The sequence below is a fragment of the Aeromicrobium flavum genome (assembly GCF_007992115.1).
GTDB classification, from domain to species: Bacteria; Actinomycetota; Actinomycetes; order Propionibacteriales; family Nocardioidaceae; genus Aeromicrobium; species Aeromicrobium flavum.
On sequence record NZ_BJZQ01000002.1, the window covers coordinates 20,525 to 40,250 of the forward strand.

A 19,726-nucleotide genomic window follows, 5' to 3' on the forward strand; every position below is an offset into this window, starting at 1 on the left:
GAATTCAGATTCAGAGGAGTCCCCGTGAAGGTCCTGATCGCCAACCGCGGCGAGATCGCCGCCCGGATCGCCCGAGCCGTCGAGGCACTGGACTGGACGGTGCAGCGCGTCCACACCGCGCGCGAGGCGCCGACCGACGAGGACAGCTGGCTGCTCCCCCGCGACGGCTTGGCCGGCTACCTCGACGTCGAGGGCATCGTGGCCGCCGCCGTGCTGAGCGGCTCGGACCTCGTCCACCCCGGGTACGGATTCCTCAGCGAGAGCGCCGAGCTCGCCACCGCCTGCGCCGAGGCCGGGCTGACCTTCGTCGGCCCCGACCCCACGACCCTCGAGCTCTTCGGAGACAAGGGCAGCGCCCGCGAGCACGCGCTCGCCCACGGGGTTCCGGTGCTGGACGCGACGGGCCGCGACGCCTCGCTCGCCGAGGTGGCGGCCCTCCTGGAGCGGCACCCCGCCGGGATCATGATCAAGGCCGTCTCCGGTGGCGGCGGGCGCGGCATGCGCCCCGTCACCGACGCCGCCGACGTCGCCGAGGCCTACGACCGCTGCCGGTCCGAGGCCGAGCGCGCCTTCGGCAACGCCTCCGTCTACGCCGAGCGACTGCTCGCCAGCGCCAAGCACATCGAGGTGCAGGTGCTCGGTGACGGCACGGGCGTCGTCACGCTCGGCGAGCGCGAGTGCTCGGTGCAGCGTCGCCACCAGAAGGTCATCGAGGTCGCGCCGAGCCCGTCCCTGACGGATGCCCACCGCGAGCGCCTCACGACGTGGGCCAAGGACCTCACCGCTCCCCTCGGCTACCGCGGCCTCGCCACGGTCGAGTTCCTCGTCAACGCCGACCTGCTGCGCCGGGGTGGTCCGCTCGACGCCGTGTTCATCGAGGTCAACCCACGGCTGCAGGTCGAGCACACCGTGACCGAGGAGGTCACCGGCACCGACCTCGTGCGCGCCCAGCTGCTCGTGGCGGCCGGGCAGAGCCTCGCCGAGGCCGGCGTGCCGACCGACGCCGGTCCGCGCCCCGGCGTCGTGGCGATCCAGTCGCGCGTCAACGCCGAGGAGGTGGTCGGCAGCGCGGTCGTCTCCACCACCGGCACCGTGACCGACTTCGCGACGCCCGAGGGCGTCCGCGTCGACAGCGGCATCACCGTGGGCACCGTCGTCGACGGCACGTTCGACTCCCTGCTCGCGAAGGTCGTCACCGTCACCGAGGGCGATCACGCGGCCGCCTGCGCGGACGCCGACGCCGCCGTCACCGCGCTGCGGATCGAGGGCGTGCGGACCAACGTCCCACTGCTGCGCGAACTCCTGGCGCACGAGGTCGTCCGCAGCGGCGAGGTCACCACCGCGTGGCTCGACCGACTGCTGGCCGACCGCGCCGACGCCGAGCGCACCACCGACGAGTCCGGCACGATCGCCTCGGTCATGAACGGCACCGTGCTGGCCGTGTCGGTCAAGCCCGGCGACACCGTCGGCCCGCGGACTCCGCTGGCCACGCTCGAGTCGATGAAGATGGAGCACCCCGTCACCGCCGGCTTCGCCGGAACCGTCACCGAGGTCCTGGTCGCCGCCGGCGACCAGGTCGCGGTGGGCCAGACCGTCGCTGTGGTCTCCCCCGACGACACCGTCCACCACCAGCACGCCGAGGACGCCGACGTCGACCTCGACCACGTCCGCCCCGACCTGGCCGAGCTGCAGGACCGGATCGCTCGCACCCGCGACGCCGCGCGGACCGAGGCCGTCGCCAAGCGGCACGCCCGCGGGCACCTCACCGCGCGCGAGTGGGTCGACCTGCTCGTCGACGAGGGCACCTTCACCGAGTACGGCTCGCTGACCGTGGCGGCCCAGCGGCAGCGCCGCAGCCTCGAGGACCTCATGGCCAACACGCCCGCCGACGGGATCATCACGGGCCTGGGCACGATCAACGGCGACGACTCGGGCGACGCCCGCCGCTGCGCCGTCCTGGCCTACGACTACACGGTGCTGGCCGGCACGCAGGGCTACTTCAACCACAAGAAGACCGACCGGCTGCTGGAGCTCGCACGCGACCGGAAGCTGCCGGTCGTCCTGTTCGCCGAGGGCGGCGGCGGCCGCCCGGGCGACACCGACACCGCCGACCTCCTGGCCGCGGGCTTGAACGTGCGCACCTTCGCCACGATGGGCTCGCTGAGCGGCGTGGTGCCGACGGTCGGCATCCTCACCGGTCGCTGCTTCGCCGGCAACGCGGCCCTGCTCGGCTGCTGCGACGTCATCATCGGCACCGAGGACGCGAACCTCGGCATGGCCGGGCCCGCCATGATCGAGGGCGGCGGCCTGGGGATCTTCACGCCCGAGCAGATCGGCCCGATGTCGGTGCAGGGCCCGAACGGCGTGGTGGACATCGTCGTCGGCGACGACGCCGAGGCGATCTCGGTCGCACAGCGCTACCTCTCCTACTTCCAGGGCGGACGCACCGCGTGGGACGCCGTCGACCAGCGCCGCCTGCGCCACGCCATCGGCGAGAACCGCAAGCAGGTCTACGACATCCGCACGGTGATCGACGCCCTCGCCGACACCGACAGCGTGCTTGAGCTGCGCCGCGAGTTCGGCACCGGCGCGATCACCGCGCTGGTCCGGATCGAGGGCCGCCCGTACGGCCTGGTCGCGAACAACCCAGCGCATCTGGGCGGCGCGATCGACGCCGACGCCGCCGACAAGATGGCCCGGTTCCTGCAGCTGTGCGACGCGCACGGCCTGCCGGTGGTGTCCCTGTGCGACACCCCCGGCTTCATGGTCGGGCCCGAGAGCGAGCAGACCGCCACCGTGCGCCACTTCAGCCGGCTGTTCGTGATCGCCTCGCACCTGACGGTGCCGATGACCACGATCGTCCTGCGCAAGGCCTACGGGCTGGGCGCCCAGGCGATGGCGGCCGGCGGCTTCACCCAGACCACCGCCACCGTCTCGTGGCCGACCGGCGAGATCGGCGGCATGGGCCTCGAGGGCGCCGTCCGGCTCGGCTTCTCCAAGGAGCTGGCCGCGATCGAGGACGAGCAGGCCCGCGCCGAGCGCTACGAGGAGCTCGTCGCCCAGCACTACGAGGCCGGCAAGGCGATCAACGGCGCGATGAAGCTGGAGCTCGACGAGGTCATCGACCCCGCCGACACCCGCCGCTGGATCGTCGCCACCCTCGGCGACTGGGCCGGCGAGGGCTCGCACCGGTATGTCGACACCTGGTGAGCGGCGCGACGTGACCTCGCTGCACGCCTCGTCCGGCTACCCGTCCTTCAGTCTTCGTCCGTGAGGATCTCCAGCGCCGTCTGGGCGTCGATACGGCGCTGACCCGTCACCACGGTCCAGGCGACGTCCTCGGGAGCGAGTCGGCCGCGCAGCATCAGGAGTCGGGAACGGTCGGAGCCGGTGAAGCTCTCGCGCTCAGCGAACGGATCGTCGAGGCAGGCAAGCAGCGCCACCGCGTCGCGCAGGTGGCGCTCGGGGTCGCGGGAGTCGGTCGTGTAGGCGGCGGCCTTCAGGACGAGAGCCCCGAACACGCTCGGCACCGAGACCGTGGTGATGGTTCCGGGGTTGACCTCCAGGCGGGCGTTGATGGTGCGTCGAAGCGCCTGTGTCCCGCCCTCGATGCGGACCATGTCGCGTCCGGCGAGCCGTTCGGTGACCCTCGGAGCGTGGTGGTCAGAGATCAGGACGTCGACGATCTCTTCGGCGTCGTCGTCGAGCCGAGCGCCGACCAGATCGATCCTGCTGGCACCTCTCACGAAGCGGTGAGCCGTGCTGTTGCGGGGATCGACGGCAGGGCGAAGCTCGTAGCCGAGGGAGCGCAGGGCGGCGGAAGTCTGGGAGGCAACCCCGCGGGAGGTCTCGACGTGAAGCACGATGTCGACGTCGTTCGTCGGGCGCACGACCCCCAGACCGTGGTGGATGGCGTGCAACTGGGTCATGAGCCCACCGACCAGCGTCCACCTGTCGGTCGGCAGCACGTCTGCGATCTCCGCGACGTTCGGCCAGGGGTCCGGCCAGCCCCCGGCGCCGGCGGTGACGTCGATGGTGGGGCGCTCGCCCGGATGATTCTCAACGTCGGGCATTTTCGCGGAACAACTCCAGTCTCCGAACCAAGGCCCGCTCTCCCACGCCTCGTTCGCGCGGGTCGAGGGAGGTCGCGGCGTCGATGGCGGCGAGCGTGCTGTTGAGCGTCGCCAAGCGGTGGACGAAGTCGAGGTCCATCGACGTGTGGCGCAGCGTGATGGATCCCGTCATGTCCTCGCGCAACCGGTGACGGCGCACGAGGTCCGCGATCCGACTGGTATGGAGGTAGCCGTCGACGATGGCGGCGTCCTCGACGAGCCCGAGCCGCCGGCGTCCGGGGATGACGAGTTCCTCTCGGACGCGGTCGCCGGCCGAGCGGTGACCGGACCAGGTCGTGACGGTCGCGCGATCACGCAACCGGATGGCCAGCTCGCTCGGGTCGGTGATGTCGAGCAAGCTGGCGCGCAATCGGTACTGCTGGGTGTCGCCTAGGTCCAACGGTGCCGCGCCCGCCAGTAGCGCGACAGCTCCCCACGCAGTGTGCTCTGCCCACGTCCGAGTCCGGCCGGTGCCGCGCTCAGCGCGGTGGCGCTCCACCGATGTGCGGTCGAAGACGCCGCGCGCGACACGGACGATGTCCCCGGCCTCGGCGAGAACGCGCACCTGGCGCGCTTTGACGCCCAGGAGGTCAGATGCCTCTTGGGTGGTCAGGAAGTCGCCACGGAAGATCATCACAGAATATTGCCACTTCCGGTGGTTATCTGTAAAGGACCAAGCATCTAGGCGACGGCATCAGAGCGACCGCTCGATCGTCGTCACCACGCTCGTCACCGAGGGCCTCGCGGGCGTGCTCGAGAAGCCGAAGCGGCACGGCGGATCGACGGGGCGAAGGTCCCCGAGGTCGGTCCCTCTCCACGCCCCGGTGATCTCGTCGACGGAGACGACCGAGGTCGCGCCGTACCACTCGCGACGGTCGTTGCCGGCCGTCCCTCGCGTCCGCACGCCCCGCATCACGACCCGCGCGACGGGGTCGATCGCCGAGCACCAGGCAGGCGCGGTCGCCACCGATTTCGGGACGATTCCGAGCAGCGCGCCCAGCGGCGTGCGCCCGCCCACGACCAACCGCAGTGACAGCGACGGCGTCTCGACCTGCCACCCGTCGGCAGTGTCCGTCACGGAGACGGGCTCGATGACGTGCTCGTCGAACGAGTACGTCGCGGTGACGAACTCCCGCACCTGCTCGGTCGGCGCCAGCAGCACGCGGTGGCCGCCGGCGTCCTCTATCATCACGTCTGCGAACGCGCCCCATGGCGAGGCGTCCCAACGGCCGACGACCACGCGCACCCCGCTCGCACTGCCGACACCGGCGATCCGGCCGGCGAAGCGCTCCCTGACCCGATCTGCCTTCACATGCCCATCCTGCCCGTCGGGCCCAGCGGCTGTCGGTGACGAGCGGCAGGATGGACGCATGCTGCTCGCCGAGCTCGTCGCCACCTCCGTCGAGGTCGCCGCCACGCGCTCGCGCAAGGCGAAGGTCGCACTACTGGCCCAACTGCTCGGCCGCGCCGAGCCGGACGAGCTCGAGATCGTCGTGTCCTACCTCGGCGGTGCACTGCGCCAGCGACGCACGGGACTGGGCTGGAAGGGCGTCAGCGATCCGGTGGCACCGGCCGATGAGCCGACGCTGGGCGTCCTCGAGGTCGACGAGGCGTTCGAGGTGATCTCGCGGTTGTCCGGGCCCGGCTCGCAGGCCACGCGCAAGCAGGCCGTCGCCGAGGTGTTCGGCCGCGCCACCGCCGCCGAGCAGGACTGGCTGCGCGCGATCGTCACCGGCAACCTCCGCCAAGGTGCGCTCGACGCCGTCACGCAGGAAGCCGTCGCGCTGGTCGCCGAGGTGCCGCCGGCGGCGGTCCGCAGAGCGGCGATGCTTGCCGGCAGCACGGTCGCCGCGGCCCACGCCGCCTTCGAGGGCGAGGAGGCCTTGGCCGCGATCGGGCTCCAGGTCGGCCGGCCCGTCCTGCCGATGCTGGCCTCGAGCGCGCCCGACGTGGCCGGCGCCATGGCCGGCCTCTCCCCCGACGGCACCACCGAGGTCGCCGTCGATGCCAAGCTCGACGGGATCCGCATCCAGGTGCACCGTGACGGCGACGCCGTGCTCGTCGTCACCCGCAGTCTCGACGACATCACCGCGCGACTGCCCGAGGTGGTCGAGATCGCCCGGTCGCTGCCCGCCACCCGCTTCGTGCTCGACGGCGAGGCGCTCGCACTGGCCGACGACGGCCGCCCACTGGCCTTCCAGGACACCGCCAGCCGCACCGCGCAAGCCGCAGGAGTCGCGATCACCCCGCACTTCTTCGACGTCCTGCACGTCGACGGGCGCGACCTGCTCGATGCGCCGGGTCACGAGCGCCTCGCCGCCCTCGACGCCCTCGTGCCCGAGGCTCATCGCGTCCGCCGCCTCGTCACCTCCGACCCCGCCGCAGCGGATGCGTTCGCCGCCGAGACCGTCGCCGCCGGCCACGAGGGCGTCGTCCTCAAGGACCTCTCCGCCCCCTATGCGGCCGGCCGTCGCGGCGCGGCCTGGGTCAAGGTCAAGCCGGTCCACACCCTCGACCTCGTCGTCCTCGCCGTCGAGTGGGGCTCCGGCCGCCGCCGCGGCTGGTTGTCGAACATCCACCTCGGCGCCCGAGACGAGTCGTCGCCCACCGGGTTCGTGATGCTCGGCAAGACCTTCAAGGGGATGACCGACGAGATCCTCGCCTGGCAGACCGAGCGCTTTCTCGCGCTCGAGACGCACCGCGAGGGGCACGTCGTCCACGTCCGCCCCGAGCAGGTCGTCGAGATCGCCTTCGACGGACTCCAGCGCTCGACGCGCTACGCCGGTGGCCTCGCCCTGCGCTTCGCCCGCGTCATCCGCTACCGCGACGACAAGGGCCCGGCCGACGCCGACACGATCGAGACCATCCGCTCACTCGTCCCCTGACACGACAGCAGCCCCGCCGGGGAGGAATTCCGGCGGGGCTGCTGGCTCGTGGGGCGCCTCAGCCGGCGTTGCGGATGCTGCGCAGGTTCACCACCCGGTAGCCGGCGTCGAAGGTCAACCCCTTCGTGAAGTAGTTCGCCACCGGAACCATGAGCGGAACGAAGTCGACCCGCTCGAGCAGCGCGGCCTCGGCCTCGCCCCAGCGCGCGCAGCGCTCCTCACCCTCGAGGCTCGAGACCCGGTTCTCGATCAGGTCCTCGAACTTCGAGTTGTAGACGCGGCCCCAGTTCAGGGCGCCGCCCTCACCGAACACCGAGCTCATCTTCGTGGCCATCGGGTACGGCGTGCGGACCGCGGTCTGGTACGGGTACACGAAGATGTCCCAGTCCGATCCGTCGCCGTAGATGATGCCCGCGCCCTGTGCGAGCGTGCCATTGGTGACGTTCACCTTGATGCCGAGCTGACGCAGGGCATCGGCGATGTAGTCGGGCCCGGAGTTCTGCACGTCGTAGCCGAGCAGCTCGATCGTCAGGTCCCTGCCGCCGGGTCCGTAGCCGGCGGCCTTGAGCTCGGCCTTCGCCTTGTCGACGTCGAACTCCGGCACGAACTTCTCGTTCTCCGGCGTGTAGCAGTTCATGTTCTCGGTGATGACCGTGCGCGCAGGCTCGGCGACGCCGAACGAGGCGGCCTTCGCGTACCCGGCCGGATCGATGGCGTGAGCGACCACGCGACGCAGGCGCTCGTCGTTCAGCGGGCGACCCTTGCGCTCGTTGAACGACATCGAGTCCGCGCCGTAGGCCTTGCCCTGGATCGGCTTGTTGTCGCGCTCGAGGCGCTCGGAGTCGCGGCCCAGCACAGCGGCGATGTCGGTCGTGCCGGTCTCGAAGAGGTTCGCCCGCGTGGAGTCCGACGTGACGACCCGCATCGTGATCTTGTCCGGGATCTCCTCGTCGTCAGCCAGTCCCGGGGAGTCCCACGCCTCGAGGACGTATTCCTCGCCGCGCTTCAGCGTGGTGATCTTGTACGGTCCCGATCCCTGCGGAGCGGTCGCGAGTCCCTCGACGTCCTTGAGCCCCTTCGGGCAGACGACGAACGCGTTGGTCATCGTCTCGAGCATGTCCGTGTGCGGCTCGTTGACCTCGATCGTGAGGGTGTCGGCCGCATCGTCGCCGACGATCGACTTGGCGCCGCCGGAGCCGAAGAGGCGGCCGGTGAACGGCGAGCCCGACTTCGGATCGGCGAGGCGCTTCATGTTGTCCGCCACGTCCGACGGCAGCAGGGCGGTGCCGTCGCTGCACTTGAGGTCGGGGCGCAGCGTGAACACGACCTTGGTGGGCGTGACTTCCCACTTCGTGGCCATGGCCGGGGCGACGCCGCCCGTCTTGCGGTCCTGGCGCACCGGGGTGTCGTAGATCGCCTCGTACAGCTGCATGGCGCCCTGGTCGGAGGCCGAGACCGCCGGGTCGAAGGTGTCGATGTCGTTGCGCAGGTCCATCACGATGCTCTTCGGCACCTCACCGGCTTTGCCCTGCGCGCCGCCGTCGTCGCCGCCGCAGGCACTCAGGCCCATCGCCGCGACGACGCCGAGCGCCACCACTGCACTGATTCTCGCCATGTCCGGATCTCCTCAGGGGACGGTGTGATCGTGCTCACACGTTCGTCCCATCGTGGAGGATGAACCAGACATAGTCAATATTGAATTCAACTTTAGAAACGGCAATCTCGGCCGCCAGGGACGGGGGTCGAGGGGGCCGAGGCAACGCGAGGGTCAGCAGGCGTGGGTGACCATCAAGCCCTTGACCTGCCCGGTAAGAACAGGTTCGCTTCCACCACCGCGGACAGGTCAGCCGAGGAGCCTACGTGAGCGCCAGCACTGAAGTCCCAGGCTGAGGTGACGTCCTGGTGCGACGGTTGGCGCTTCCACTGCGACTTACCCTGATCTCGGCGATCGTCGCGGCTGCCGCGGGATGCGGACAGACGTTTCGGGACGAGGAGGGTGCGCTGTCCCCGGAGGAGTTCGTCGCGTGCTCTGACCACGTGTTTGTCGGCCACGTCACCGATGTCGTCGCTCGGGGTCAGTCAGGCGATGTGGACGTCTCTCTTGAAGCCGAAACCTGGCTCAAGCCGACAACCGGACCGAGCACGGTCGTGTTGCGCGGAGTCGTTGACCCGGACGATCCCACGACCACGTGGCGGGTAGGACCACAGCGGCGGCTGCTGGTCTTCGTCTCGCTCGACGAGACGGGACGCTCACAGATCGGGGATCGAGGCGTCGACCAGCTGTCCGGAGGCGACTTCGACGAAACGGTCCAGGAGACCATGGCGGACGTGCGTGATGCCACGCAGAACAAGACGACGTGCCCGACCCCCATGCCGTGAGAAAAGGCTGACCCGTGAGAGAACGAAGGATGATGCATTCGGCTACCCCAGCGGGGCGGAATGCATCATCCTTCGTGCCTCTGGCACGCGAGGCCTGCGCACCACTCAGCGGGCGTGGGTGACGCCTCCGTCCACCGTGATCGTCGAGCCGACGACGTAGTCGCCCGAGCGCGCGGCGAGGTAGATCGCCGCGGCCGCCATGTCCTCGGGGTCGCCGATGCGGCGGGCCGGGATCGAGTCCTTGATCTCGTCGCCGTGGTCGCGCGCGTCCTTGTTCATGTTCGAGGCGAAGGCCCCGGGAGCGATGCCGCTCACGGCGATCCGGTCCTCGATGAGGCGGATGGCCATGCGCCGCGTCAGCTGGATGACCCCGGCCTTGCTCGCGTGGTACGAGTAGGTCTCCTGCGGGTTCAGCGAGATCCCGTCGATCGAGGCGATGTTGATGACCTTGGCCAGGTGGTCGCCCGCGGCGGCCACGAGGTCGCCCTTGAGCGCCTGCGTCAGGAAGAACAGGGACTTCACGTTCAGGTCCATGACCTTGTCCCAGCCCGACTCGGGGAACTCGTCGAACGGGGCGCCCCAGGCGGCACCGGCGTTGTTGACGAGGATGTCGAGGCTCGACTCGTGCTCGCGGTAGCGGGCGACGAGGTCGTTGATGCCCTCCATCGTCGAGACGTCGGCGGGCAGGGAGACGCAGGTGCCGAACTGCGACAGCTCCTCGGCGGTGGCGTCGCACGCCTCGGCCTTGCGCGCCGAGATGTAGACGCGGGCGCCCTGCTTCAGGAAGCCCTCGGCGATCATCTTGCCGATGCCGCGCGAGCCGCCGGTGATGAGCGCCGAGCGCCCTTCGAGGCTGAACAGTGCTGTGGTGTCCATGGTGGTTCCGTTCTGTCGTGGTGGAGTCGGTCAGGGGTCAGTGCTGCGGGAGGTCCACGAGGCCGGCCAGGTCGGCACGGTGCGCCGCCGGGGTGCCCAGCGCGAGCTGGTCGGACTTGGCCCGCTTGAGGTACAGGTGGATCGCGTGCTCCCACGTCATGCCGATGCCGCCGTGCAGCTGCAGGGCCTCCTCGGCCGCGTGCACCGCGACGTCGGAGCAGTAGGACTGCGCCACCGCCTGCGCCACGGGGGCGTCGGCGTCGCCGGTCGCGAGAGTGTCGGCGGCGTACCGGGCCGCAGCCTGGGCCTGGGCGACCTCGAGGTAGAGGTCGGCCAGGCGGTGCTTGATGGCCTGGAACGAGCCGATGGGACGCGCGAACTGCACGCGCGTCTTGGCGTACTCGACCGTCGTCTCGAGGCACCACTGCGCCAGCCCCACCTGCTCGGACGCGAGCAGAGCCGCCCCCGCCGCCAGTGCGGCGTCGACGGCTGCCACGGCTGCGTCGCCCTTGGCGAGCACCCGTCCCTCACCGGTCGGCGTGACCGCGGCGAGGGGCCGGCTCATGTCGAGCGAGGTGATCGGGTCGACGGTCGCGGACTCGTGCAGCACCAGCTGCACGGTGCCGCCGACGAGCGTCGGCACGAGGAAGAGGTCGGCGCCGAGCGCGCCGGCCACCGGAGTCACCGCACCGCCCTCGGTCGCGGTCCACGCTCCGGCGCGGGCCGACCACGGCAGGACGAGCACGCCCCGCTGGCCTCCGTCGGCCAGCGACGCGACCACGTCGGACTCGAGTTCGAGCAGTGCGGTGGTCGCGATGACCGCGCTCTCCAGGAACGGCACGGGTGCGACGGTGCGGCCGAGCTCCTCGAGCACCACCGCCACCTCGCGGGCACCGGCGCCGACGCCGCCCCACTCCCCCGGCACCAGCAGTCCCGCCAGGCCGAGGTCGCCGGCGACGGCCGACCACACGGCCGACGTGTCGGCGTCGGGGTCGTCGTAGAGAGCCGCGACGCGGGCGGAATCCGTGACGCGTCCCAGAGCGCCGCGCACGCTCGAGCGCAGCGACTCCTCCACGTCGGAGTACAGAAGATCGGTCATCGGGGCACCTCGTTGAAGGGGACGCCCTTGTCGGGGCGGTGGTCGGCGGGCAGGCCCAGGACGCGCTCGGAGACGACGTTGCGCATGATCTCGGACGTGCCGCCCTCGATCGAGTTGCCCTTGGCACGCAGGTAGCGGAAGCCCGGGCCGCGGCCGAGGAAGCTGGCCGAGACGGTGCGGACCATGGTCCAGTCGTCGTACTGCAGGCCCGCGTCGGGATCGAGCTCGAGCGCGAACCCGGAGATCTGCTGCGCCTGCTGGGCGAACGCCAGCTTCATCGCCGAGCTCTCGGGCCCGGGCTGGCCCACGGCCAGCTGCTGGCGCAGCCGCTCGCCGGCAAGGCGGGTCACCTCGGTCTCGACCCACCACGACATGAGGCGGTCGTGCTCGGCCGAGGAGCGCACCGACGGATCGTTGCGCCACCGCTCGGTGACGATCCCGATCTGCCCGGCCTCACGCTCGGCACCGCTGCCGATCGCGACCCGCTCGTTGTTCAGGGTCGTGGTCGCCACGCGCCACCCGGCACCGACCGCTCCCACCCGGTCGGCATCGGGGACGCGGACGTCATTGAGGAAGACCTCGTTGAACTCGGCCTCGCCGGTGATCTGGCGCAGCGGGCGCACGTCGACGCCCGGGTCGGCCATGTCGACCACGAAGTACGACAGCCCGGCGTGCTTGACCACCGTCGGATCGGTGCGCGCCACGAGGATCGCCCGCTGCGCGTTCTGGGCGCCGGACGTCCAGACCTTCTGCCCGTTGACGATCCACGTGTCACCGTCGAGGACGGCCTTGGTCGCCACGCCTGCCAGGTCGGAGCCGGCGCCGGGCTCGCTGAACAGCTGGCACCAGATCTCCTCGCACGTGAAGAGCGGCCGCAGGTAGCGGTCCTGCTGCTCGGGTGTGCCGAAGGCGATGAGGGTCGGCGCGGCCATGCCGATGCCGATGCTGTTGCGGCCCAGGTCGGGCGCCGGGGCGCCGGCCTCGGCGAGCAGCTGCTCCACCACCTGCTGCTCGTCGCGCGGCCGGTCGAGGCCGCCGCGCCCGACGGGGAAGTGCACCCACGCAAGGCCGGCGTCGAACCGGGCGCCGAGGAACTCGACGGGGTCGACGGTCTCGAGGTCGAAGCGGGCCAGCAGCGCCGCCACCTCCGCACGCACGTCAGTCACGCGAGGCCACCTTCCGCAGCTCGTGGCGCGCGAGGGCGTTCTTGTGCACCTCGTCGGGGCCGTCGGCGAAGCGCAGCGTGCGCACCTGGGCGAACCACTCCGCGATCGGGAAGTCCTGGCTCAGGCCGCCACCACCGTGGACCTGGATGGCCTTGTCGACGATCCACTCGACCGTGCGGGGAGCCGCGATCTTGATGGCCTGGATCTCGGTGTGCGCACCCTTGTTGCCGACGGTGTCCATCAGCCACGCGGCCTTGAGGGTCAGCAGGCGGATCTGCTCGATCTTGACGCGCGACTCGGCGATCCAGTCGCGGATGACGCCCTGCTCGCTCAGCGGCTTGCCGAAGGCGACCCGGTCGTTGGCGCGCGCGACCATCAGCTCCAGGCTGCGCTCGGCGATGCCGATCAGGCGCATGCAGTGGTGGATGCGGCCGGGCCCGAGGCGGGCCTGGGCGATGGCGAAGCCCTCGCCCTCCCCCGCGATGAGGTTCGAGACCGGGACGCGCACGTCGCGGAAGATGACCTCGGCGTGACCGCCGTGGTCGCGGTCGTCGTAGCCGAAGACGCGCATGCCGCGCTTGATCTCGACGCCCGGGGTGTCCCGGGGAACGAGGACCTGCGACTGCTGGCGGTGACGGTCCGCGGTGGGGTCCGTCTTGCCCATGACGATCATGATCTTGGCGTTCGGGTTCATCGCGCCGGAGATGAACCACTTGCGGCCGTTGATGACGTACTCGTCGCCATCGCGCACGATCGAGGTCTCGATGTTGGTGGCGTCGGAGCTGGCCACGGCCGGCTCGGTCATCGCGAAGGCCGAGCGGATCTCACCGGCGAGCAGCGGCTCGAGCCACTGCTTCTTCTGCTCGTCGGTGCCGAAGTGGCTGAGCACCTCCATGTTGCCGGTGTCCGGGGCCGCGCAGTTCGTGGCGGTCGGCGCGATGTGGAGGCTGCGGCCCATGATCTCGCACAGCGGGGCGTACTGGAGGTTCGTCAGGCCCGCGCCCTCGGCGCCGGGGTGGAACAGGTTCCACAGGCCGCGCTCGCGGGCGGCGGTCTTCAGGCCCTCGATCACCGGCGGCGGCGACCACACGTCGGGGGCCGCTTCGAGCTGCTCCCAGAAGGTGGCCTCGGCCGGGTAGACGAACTCCTCCATGAAGGACGTCAGCCGCTCGATCAGGTCGGTCGTGGTGCGGTCGTAGGCAAATTCCACTGGAGACTCCCAAAGATGAATTCAGATTCAACTCAGGCTAGCGCGTGGACCGCCCCGTGGCAATGAGCGCTCCGGCGGGCGAGATCAGGCCGACTCGGGCGACGACGCGGGCAGCGTCATGCCGAGCGCGTTGAACCAGAGCCTCGTCGCGGTGTCGACCATCGAGTCGACGTCCCAGTCCTCCCCCAGCGCGAAGGAGTAGTACGCCAGCCGGCTGACCATGCTGGCCAGGGCGCGCGACGTCATGAGGGGATCGAGACTGCGATCGGCCAGGCCGGCCTCCTGCATCGACCCGATCCACCGCGCGACGCGATCGGTGAAGAGCCTCGATCGCTCGACGCGCAGGCGACGGAAGTCGGGGTTGATCGTGGCCACCTGCTCGAGCAGGACCATCAGCTGGGCGTTGCGCCGGTACGCCTCGAAGTAGGCGCGATTGGACGCCTCGAGCACGCCGGCGATGTTCTCGGGCGCCTCCTCCACGCGGGGCAGGCCCGGGTGGAGCATGTCGTCCTGGGCGACCTGCAGGACGGCGGTGAAGACCTCGTCCTTGCTGTCGAAGTAGGTGTAGAACGTGCCGATCGACGTGTGCGCCTCGGTGGCGATGTCGGTCAGGCGCGAGTTGATGAAGCCGTCGCGCTCGAAGACCCGCCGGGCCGCCGCGACGAGCGACTCGCGGGTCCGCTGGCCGCGAGCGGTCACGGGCAGCGCCCGGACCTGCCGCTCGTCGACCAGCGAACCCGTGTCGTGGCCCTCGGGCCGCCCGCTACCGGGACTGCTCACCGACCGGCTTCAGCACGGAGAGGACCGGCGGCGCCGCGATGAGGTCCTTCAGGACGTCACCGAACGCGGCGAACTCCGGGGACGAGCCGTGGCGGCGCAGGGCGTCACCGTCGGCGTACTCCTCGAGCAGCACGTAGTCGACCTCGGACCGGCTCACGCGCTGCAGGTCCCAGCGCGTGCAGCCGGGGTCGGCGAGCATGCCCGGGCGGGCGGCCGCGACGGCCGCCTCGAAGTCGGCCGTGCGGTCCTCGCGGACGGTCACGGCCGCGGTCACGTTGATCATGCGGTTCCTCTCGGTTCGGGTGGTCAGCGCTGGCCGAAGGTCGGCGTGCGCTTCTCGACGAAGGCGCGGACCGCGCCGATGTGATCCTCGGTGAGCCCGGTCCGCTTGTGGAGGGGGACCTCCGCGTCCATGCTCTCGGACAGCGTCTGGTGACTGGCCCGCCGCAGGTTGTCGGCGATGTACTCCAGCGCCAGCGCCGGACCGCTCGCCAGCTGCTGGGCGATCTCGGTCGTGCGCTCCTGCAGCTCGTCCTCGGCGACCACCCAGTTGAGCAGGCCGAGCTCCTTGGCCTCCTCGGCGCGGACGCGCGGGTTGAACATCATCAGCTCACGCGCCTTGACGGGGCCGACGATCGAGTTCAGCAGCCACGCGACGCCGAAGTCGCCCGACAGGCCGACCGCGGCGAACGCCGTGGCGAAGACCGCCCGCTCGCTGCCGATCCGGAAGTCGGCCGCGAGCGCCAGGCCCAGCCCGGCGCCGGCGGCGGCGCCGGGAATGGCGGCGATGACCGGCTTGCGGCTGGCGTGGATCGCGCCGACGGTCTGGTGCTGGGCCCGGCGCTGCGCCTCGACGGCGGCCTCGTCGATCTCGTCGGCGCCGCCGCCCTCACCGCCCTTGGCGTCGAAGTCCTGGACGTCGCCGCCGGAGCAGAACGCCTTGCCGGCGCCCGTGATCACGATCACGCGGACGTCGTCGGACTCCTGCATCTGCTCGAGCAGCGAGGACAGGCCTGCCACCATCGCGTCGGACAGGGCGTTGCGACGGTCCGGCCGGTTCAGCGTGATGGTGCCGACGCCGTCCGCGACCTCGCCGAAGACGTCGTCCTCGGTGCTCGTGCCGCCAAAGGGCTGGCCGGGCATCAGGCGACCTCGAACAGGCCGGCGGCACCCATGCCGCCACCGATGCACATCGAGATCACGACGTACTGCACGCCGCGACGCCTGCCCTCGATGAGCGAGTGGCCCACCAGGCGGGCGCCGGTCATGCCGTACGGGTGGCCGACCGAGATCGCGCCGCCGTCGACGTTGTAGCGCTCCGGGTCGATCCCCAGGGCGTCACGGCAGTAGAGCGCCTGCGACGCGAAGGCCTCGTTGAGCTCCCACAGGCCGATGTCGTCGACGGTTAGGCCGTGGTGCTTCAGCAGCTTCGGGATGGCGAAGACCGGGCCGATGCCCATCTCGTCCGGGTCGCAGCCGGCGACGGCCATGCCGCGGTAGACGCCGAGCACGTCCGCGCCGCGCTGCTCGGCGACCTTGCGCTCCATGAGCACCGAGGCGGAGGCGCCGTCGGAGAGCTGCGAGGCGTTGCCGGCAGTCACGCTGGACACCTTCGTGACCTGGCCGTCGGGCAGCACCGCGCTCAGGCCCGCGAGGGACTCGCGGGTCGTCGAGGGGCGGTTGCCCTCGTCCTTGGCCAGGGTCACGCGCTGCTCGCTGACCTGCTTGGTCTCGCGGTCCTGCACGAGCTGGACGGACTCGAACGGCACGATCTCGGCGTCGAACCGGCCGGCCTCCTGGGCCGCGGCGGTGCGCTGCTGCGAGAGCAGGGCGAACTCGTCCTGCGCGTCACGGCTGACGCCGTAACGCTCGGCCACGATCTCGGCGGTCTGCAGCATCGGCATGTAGAGGTCGGGACGGTGCTGCTCGAGCCACGGGTCGTTGGCGCGGTGGCCGTTCATGTGCTCGTTCTGCACCAGCGAGATCGACTCGACGCCGCCGCCGATCGTGATGTCCATGCCGTCGGCGACGATCTGCTTCGCGGCCGTCGCGATGGCCATCAGGCCCGACGCGCACTGACGGTCGACCGACATGCCGGCGACCGAGGTCGGCAGTCCGGCCCGCAGCGCGCCCTGGCGCGCGACGTTGAAGCCGGAGCTGCCCTGCTGCATGGCCGCCCCCAGGACGACGTCGTCGACCTCGGAGCCGTCGATGCCGGCGCGCTTCACCGCCTCGGCGATGGCGTGGCCGGCGAGCTCCTGGGCCTGCGTGTTGTTGAACGCACCCCGGTAGGCCTTGCCGATGGGGGTACGGGCGGTCGAGACGACAACGGCCTCTCTCATGGGGCGTTCCTCTGGTTCGAAGGGAAAAGGAAGATGATGCTCGCGCTCGCGGCGCAAAGGGTCTAATATGAATCTTACTTCAGTTTCAACTTTGGCTCGGGCCCGCCCGATTGTCAACCGTGCGCCCCGCGGCGCAGGAAGCGAGCTTCCACGTCCATGGCAGGCCACCGCGCGCGTCGCCGCACCCCGGCGGCGAAGCCGAGGTCGGGCGCCGCCCTGGTCTGCGTCCTCGCGCTGCTGTCCACCGTCACCGCACTCCTGCAGACGATGGCCGTCCCCGTCCTGGGCAAGATGAGCCGCGACCTCGAGGTGTCCACGGCCGCGATCGGCTGGGTCGTCACGATCAACCTGTTGGCCGCCGCCGTCCTGACCCCGATCCTCAGCAAGTCCGGCGACCTGCACGGCCGGCGTCGGCTCGTGCTCGTCGTCACGGTGGCCGTCGCGGCGGGCTCCCTGCTCGCCGCGGTGACGTCGTCGTACTGGATGCTGCTCGTCGCCCGAGCGGTCCAGGGCGCCTCCTTCTGCCTCTTCCCGCTGTCGGTCGGCATCCTGCGCGACCAGCTCCACCCGCGCCGACTGCCCCTGGGGCTGTCGTTCCTCACCGGCGCGATCAGCGTGGGCGCCGGAGCCGGTCTGGTCCTGACCGGCATCCTCACCCACGGCGACCGCGACTACCGCAACATCTTCTGGTTCACCCTCGCCGTGGCACTGCTGCTGTCGGTGGCGGCCGTCGTCGTGATCCCGAAGGACCGGCCCCACAGCTCGGGACGGGTCGACTGGCTCGGCGGGCTGCTGCTCGGCGTCGCGCTCGTCCTGCTGCTGCTGGCGATGACGCAGGGCAACGACTGGGGCTGGACGAGCATCGCCACGACCGGCTCCTTGGCGGGGTCGCTCGTGACCTTCGCGGTCTGGCTCGCGGTGGAGCGGCGCGTCTCCGAGCCCTTGGTGCCGATCGCGATGCTGCGCGACCGCACCCTGGCCGCCGCCAACGCCATCGGCTTCTTCATCGGCTTCGGGATGTTCCTGATCTTCCTCAGCATCACGGCCCTGGTGCAGGTGCCCGCGAGCCACGGCCACGGCTTCTCGGCGTCGGTGCTCGAGACGAGCCTCGTCTACCTCCTCCCCGCCGCGAGCATCGGCATCGTGGCCTCTCCCCTCGGCGGCATGTGCGTCGGCCGCTTCGGCGGCCGGGCGACGCTGCTGATCGCCTCGGTCGTGGGCCTGCTGGGCTACCTGCAGCTGCTCGCGTTCCACGAGCGGGCGTGGGAGGTCATCCTCGGTGGCGTCATCACGAACGCCGCGTTCAGCATGGGCTTCGCCGCCGTTCCCGCCGTCGTCACGGCGGTGGTGCTCCCCCGCGAGACGGCGCTGGCGAACGCCATGGCCTCGATCACCCGCTCGTCCGGCAGCGCTCTCGGCAGTGCCCTCGTGGTCGCCCTCATCGCCAGCCACCTGATGGCCGACGACCACCCGCGCGAGTCGGTGTTCACCATCGTCTTCGTCATCGGCGCCGTCACGATGGCCCTCAGCGTCATCATCACCCTCGTGGGCATCCCCCGCCGCCAGGCCATGGCGGCCGCGGCGCCGGCCCGCGAGGACCAGCGCACCCACTGAGCGACTCCCTTCACGCGACAGGGCCCCCGACGACCGTGTCGTCGGGGGCCCTGTTCGCAGGTGTCAGCTCGCCGGTGTCTCGATCTTGAGCGCGTTGGCCCACAGCTCGGTGAGCGAGTCGACCATCTCGTCGATCGTCCAGCTCTCGCCGAGCACGAAGCGCGAGTAGGCCGCACGGGCGACCATGCCCGACAGGAACGAGGCCGCCATCATCGGATCGATGTCCGCTCCGGCGACGCCGTCCTGCTGCATCTGCCGGATGCTCTTGGCGTTGCGCTGGACGAACGACTCGCCGCGCTTGCGCCGCAGCTCACGGAAGTCCTCGTCGATGCTGGCCACCTGCTCCAGCAGGCGCATGAACTTCGAGAACCGCTGGTACGACTCCAGGTAGGCGCGGTTGGCCTTGCGGATCATCGAGACCGGGTCGTCGCCGTTGGTCACCTGTCGCACGTCGGGGTGGAGCATCTCCTCCTCGACCTCGGCCAGCACGGCGGAGAAGATCTCCTCCTTGCTGTCGAAGTAGGTGTAGAAGGATCCGGCCGAGATGCCCGCCTCGGTGGTGATGTCCACCAGGCGCGCATCGAGGAAGCCGTCCCGCTCGAAGACGACGCGTGCGGCCTCGACCAGCTTGGTCCGGGTGCGCAGCCCGCGCGGGGTGGTGGGCAGGTCGCGAGGCGTCGACGTACCGGAGAAACCGGCCGAGCGACGGTGACGCGCCGCACTCTCTGGCGTGCTACTCATGAGTCACATGCTAGAGGAATTTGACGTCAACTTCGGATCATGACGCATCTTCGACGAGCCTTCCGAGGGATTCGGCGACCGCGACGGGCTTGTCCGAGCCCTCGCGCTCGAACACCTGGCGGGCCCGAACCTGCACGCCGCCGGGCACGTGGACGACGGCGACGACCTCGGTCGTCATCCGCACGCGCGAGCCGATCGGCAGCGGCGCGGGGAAGCGCACCTTCTCGTAGCCGTAGTTGAGGCTGTGCGTGAACGCCTCGAACGAGATCAGCGAGTACGAGAACGCCGGGCCGAGCGACAGGCTGTAGAGGCCGTGGGCGATCGTCGTGCCGAGCGGGCTCTGCGCGGCCCGTTCGGGATCGACGTGGATCCACTGGTGGTCGCCGGTGACGTCGGCGAACGCGTTCACGCTCTCCTGCGTCACGTCGTGCCATTCCGTCGGGCCGATCGTCTGGCCGATGAGGGCCTCGAGCTCGGCCACGTTCTGCGGCCGGACGGGGAGCTGGGTCGTGTCGGTCATGC

At 70.7% G+C, this 19,726-nt stretch carries 18 protein-coding genes; 4 read left to right on the forward strand and 14 right to left on the reverse strand.

What is annotated here, in order from left to right; genetic code table 11:
• Nucleotides 1-24: 24 nt before the first annotated feature.
• Nucleotides 25-3,210, forward strand: coding sequence for an acetyl-CoA carboxylase family protein (locus AFL01nite_RS03075; RefSeq protein WP_222593380.1), 3,186 nt, complete (start codon nt 25-27; stop codon nt 3,208-3,210).
• Between the two features lie 47 nt (nt 3,211-3,257).
• On the opposite strand, the gene AFL01nite_RS03080 is transcribed toward AFL01nite_RS03075, so the two are convergent.
• The 3 genes from AFL01nite_RS03080 to AFL01nite_RS03090 are packed head-to-tail and all read right to left on the reverse strand — an operon-like array spanning nt 3,258 to nt 5,424.
• Nucleotides 3,258-4,073 carry a hypothetical protein gene (locus AFL01nite_RS03080; protein ID WP_146825718.1) on the reverse strand — a complete coding sequence of 272 codons (816 nt, stop codon included), beginning with the start codon at nt 4,071-4,073 and terminating at the stop codon, nt 3,258-3,260.
• On the reverse strand, nt 4,060-4,746 hold the full coding sequence (locus tag AFL01nite_RS03085) for a type IV toxin-antitoxin system AbiEi family antitoxin domain-containing protein (protein WP_146825719.1): 687 nt from the start codon (nt 4,744-4,746) through the stop codon (nt 4,060-4,062). Before AFL01nite_RS03085 ends, AFL01nite_RS03080 begins: the two co-directional genes overlap by 14 nt.
• A gap of 60 nt (nt 4,747-4,806) precedes the next feature.
• On the reverse strand, nt 4,807-5,424 hold the full coding sequence (locus AFL01nite_RS03090; RefSeq protein WP_146825720.1) for a hypothetical protein: 618 nt from the start codon (nt 5,422-5,424) through the stop codon (nt 4,807-4,809).
• 58 nt (nt 5,425-5,482) lie between these two features.
• Here AFL01nite_RS03090 and AFL01nite_RS03095 point away from each other — a divergent pair, with 58 nt between their 5' ends.
• Nucleotides 5,483-6,997 (forward strand): ATP-dependent DNA ligase, encoded by a 1,515-nt coding sequence (locus tag AFL01nite_RS03095; protein WP_146825721.1) that lies wholly within the window; start codon nt 5,483-5,485, stop codon nt 6,995-6,997.
• Between the two features lie 58 nt (nt 6,998-7,055).
• Here AFL01nite_RS03095 and AFL01nite_RS03100 read toward each other — a convergent pair whose 3' ends face one another.
• Nucleotides 7,056-8,612, reverse strand: a complete 1,557-nt coding sequence (locus tag AFL01nite_RS03100; RefSeq protein ID WP_146825722.1) for an ABC transporter substrate-binding protein — start codon at nt 8,610-8,612, stop codon at nt 7,056-7,058.
• Nucleotides 8,613-8,899: 287 nt separating this feature from the next.
• On the opposite strand from AFL01nite_RS03100, the gene AFL01nite_RS03105 reads away from it, so the two are divergent.
• Complete coding sequence (locus AFL01nite_RS03105) at nt 8,900-9,376, forward strand: hypothetical protein (RefSeq protein WP_146825723.1); 477 nt, start codon at nt 8,900-8,902, stop codon at nt 9,374-9,376.
• Between the two features lie 105 nt (nt 9,377-9,481).
• Here the strand turns inward: AFL01nite_RS03105 and AFL01nite_RS03110 are convergent, their stop codons facing one another.
• From AFL01nite_RS03110 to AFL01nite_RS03145, 8 genes are all read right to left on the reverse strand, one after another.
• Nucleotides 9,482-10,252 (reverse strand): SDR family oxidoreductase, encoded by a 771-nt coding sequence (locus AFL01nite_RS03110; protein ID WP_146825724.1) that lies wholly within the window; start codon nt 10,250-10,252, stop codon nt 9,482-9,484.
• Nucleotides 10,253-10,289: 37 nt separating this feature from the next.
• Nucleotides 10,290-11,351: an acyl-CoA dehydrogenase family protein gene (locus AFL01nite_RS03115; protein WP_146825725.1), complete on the reverse strand. Its 1,062-nt coding sequence runs from the start codon at nt 11,349-11,351 to the stop codon at nt 10,290-10,292.
• Complete coding sequence (locus AFL01nite_RS03120; protein WP_146825726.1) at nt 11,348-12,517, reverse strand: acyl-CoA dehydrogenase family protein; 1,170 nt, start codon at nt 12,515-12,517, stop codon at nt 11,348-11,350. The genes AFL01nite_RS03115 and AFL01nite_RS03120 overlap by 4 nt, the downstream gene beginning before the upstream one ends.
• Nucleotides 12,510-13,727 (reverse strand): acyl-CoA dehydrogenase family protein, encoded by a 1,218-nt coding sequence (locus tag AFL01nite_RS03125; RefSeq protein ID WP_146825727.1) that lies wholly within the window; start codon nt 13,725-13,727, stop codon nt 12,510-12,512. The genes AFL01nite_RS03120 and AFL01nite_RS03125 overlap by 8 nt, the downstream gene beginning before the upstream one ends.
• 84 nt (nt 13,728-13,811) lie before the next feature.
• Nucleotides 13,812-14,507, reverse strand: coding sequence for a TetR/AcrR family transcriptional regulator (locus tag AFL01nite_RS03130; protein ID WP_222593381.1), 696 nt, complete (start codon nt 14,505-14,507; stop codon nt 13,812-13,814).
• Nucleotides 14,491-14,790, reverse strand: a complete 300-nt coding sequence (locus AFL01nite_RS03135) for a putative quinol monooxygenase (protein ID WP_146825728.1) — start codon at nt 14,788-14,790, stop codon at nt 14,491-14,493. Before AFL01nite_RS03135 ends, AFL01nite_RS03130 begins: the two co-directional genes overlap by 17 nt.
• A 23-nt stretch (nt 14,791-14,813) precedes the next feature.
• The gene (locus AFL01nite_RS03140) at nt 14,814-15,650 is read right to left on the reverse strand and encodes an enoyl-CoA hydratase-related protein (RefSeq protein WP_146825729.1); all 837 of its coding nucleotides are present in this window, start codon (nt 15,648-15,650) and stop codon (nt 14,814-14,816) included.
• Nucleotides 15,650-16,849: an acetyl-CoA C-acyltransferase gene (locus AFL01nite_RS03145; protein ID WP_146825730.1), complete on the reverse strand. Its 1,200-nt coding sequence runs from the start codon at nt 16,847-16,849 to the stop codon at nt 15,650-15,652. Before AFL01nite_RS03145 ends, AFL01nite_RS03140 begins: the two co-directional genes overlap by 1 nt.
• A 156-nt stretch (nt 16,850-17,005) precedes the next feature.
• Here AFL01nite_RS03145 and AFL01nite_RS03150 point away from each other — a divergent pair, with 156 nt between their 5' ends.
• Nucleotides 17,006-18,463 carry an MFS transporter gene (locus tag AFL01nite_RS03150; protein ID WP_146825731.1) on the forward strand — a complete coding sequence of 486 codons (1,458 nt, stop codon included), beginning with the start codon at nt 17,006-17,008 and terminating at the stop codon, nt 18,461-18,463.
• A 63-nt stretch (nt 18,464-18,526) separates the two neighbouring features.
• On the opposite strand, the gene AFL01nite_RS03155 is transcribed toward AFL01nite_RS03150, so the two are convergent.
• The gene (locus tag AFL01nite_RS03155) at nt 18,527-19,204 is read right to left on the reverse strand and encodes a TetR/AcrR family transcriptional regulator (RefSeq protein ID WP_146825732.1); all 678 of its coding nucleotides are present in this window, start codon (nt 19,202-19,204) and stop codon (nt 18,527-18,529) included.
• Nucleotides 19,205-19,241: 37 nt separating this feature from the next.
• The gene (locus AFL01nite_RS03160; RefSeq protein ID WP_146825733.1) at nt 19,242-19,724 is read right to left on the reverse strand and encodes a MaoC family dehydratase; all 483 of its coding nucleotides are present in this window, start codon (nt 19,722-19,724) and stop codon (nt 19,242-19,244) included.
• Nucleotides 19,725-19,726: the final 2 nt, after the last annotated feature.